Below are 1,466 nucleotides of genomic sequence, written 5' to 3'. Positions count from 1 at the left end.
CGGTTTCGTCCGCGCAAACCAGTCCACCAACTCATCCAAATCCCGCGGCGCCATACCGAACCTCCTTCTGATCAGACCACTAATCTACCGACCACCACCGACAACGAAACCGCGTCAACCAGGCGCAAACCTGACATAGATCGCACAGTTGCCGAAACCACGCAACGACAGGTCCTGCAACCACGCCCGAAGCGCCGCCTTCTCCTGCTGGTTCGTCGACCCCAACGCACCATTCACATCTCGGTCACCATACGTCGACGCCGACCGACGACCACCCGCCACCTGATCGTTATTGTGCGTGATCACCTGATCCGACCCACTGCCATACAACTGCACATCGGCATACGCTTCAGCCACCTCCTCCGCAGTCTCCGGGCTGATTCCTTCCCCAACAAGTGCATCGAAACAACGGTCGCGCAGCTGTTTCCGTAGCTCGCTGCGGAGTCCAGCCGTCGCCTCGCGGGTTCCATCGTACGTATCGATCGCCTCGAGCAACTCGTCTACGGACCGCGTTTCCATGCCGTGGCGCTGAGCATCGAGCTGCCCAGCAGCTTCCTGCCTGTCGGCACCTTCACCCAGGTAGCGATACGGATTCTTGAGAAGGTACGTCAAATCCTCGCCGTGCGCTGCGCTGTCGCGACTCGCGGTGTCGATATCCGATTGTTCGAGCTCCTCGGTGTGACGAGCACGCTCCAGCTCACGCAACTCAGCTCGATGCCGGTCACGCTGATCGCCACAAACCTTCTCCGGATCGGTCCCAAGCCCGTTGTCCTCGGCCTCATTACGAGCCCGTGCAAGGGCGTTGGCAAGCGACTCACGCCGCTCAGCCACGTCCGGCGACGCAGTCCGGTCCGGAACGACCTCAGGCAGACCATCGTCACCAACCCGCAACCGCGGGTATCCCGCATCGTCTCCACCCGGTCTACGTGCGAAGCTGATGTCACGCTTTTCGGTGTATTTGTCATCAAGTTCCGACCACATCCGCGCGTGTGCCCCGCGTTCGCGGCCACGCGCCTGTTGCAACCGCCTCTCCGCAGCCGTGACCTCCCGGGCATCACCCCGTTGCATTGCATCGGCTAGATCGGCGTCCGCCCGAGCACGAGCGTCGCTCGCAGAGCGCGCCTCATCCACCACAGACTCGATGTGCTGTCGGTTCGCCGCCTTTGTCGCCGCATCCATGATCGGCCACGGGGTTTCAGGCTCCGCCGTAACCGGCGCATCGCTCGGCTCCTCACCCAGCCGAGCAGCCTCATCCTCACCGACTCGGTGCCCACCAGCGCGCGAATCTCCACCGTCTCCGACATGCGGGCCATCCGAACCGGCATCAGCATCATCAGCAGAAGAACGCCGCGACCCCAACCCGCGACCATCGTCGCCCTCCCCACGCACACCGGCCCGCCCAGCATCCCCGTGCTCACCACTCTTCTCGCCCGGAGTGTCCTCACGCGGCCCGTCCCGACGCGTCC

At 63.6% G+C, this 1,466-nt stretch carries 1 protein-coding gene; it reads right to left on the bottom strand.

The annotated features are described in order from the left end of the window. Positions 1-114 precede the first annotated feature (114 nt). Positions 115-1,179: a polymorphic toxin type 15 domain-containing protein gene (locus tag ACLQ3C_RS21390; protein ID WP_425707103.1), complete on the bottom strand. Its 1,065-nt coding sequence runs from the start codon at positions 1,177-1,179 to the stop codon at positions 115-117. Positions 1,180-1,466 lie beyond the last annotated feature (287 nt).

The organism is Gordonia sp. DT30, from assembly GCF_049844915.1.
Classification (GTDB): Bacteria; Actinomycetota; Actinomycetes; order Mycobacteriales; family Mycobacteriaceae; genus Gordonia.
Note: the sequence above shows the minus strand (reverse complement) of the source record. Positions and strands in the feature narration are given on the sequence as shown.

Excerpts from the sequence above, each read along its gene's own strand:
- ACLQ3C_RS21390 (WP_425707103.1), bottom strand. The coding sequence starts at position 1,179 with ATGGATGCGGCGACAAAGGCGGCGAACCGACAGCACATCGAGTCTGTG.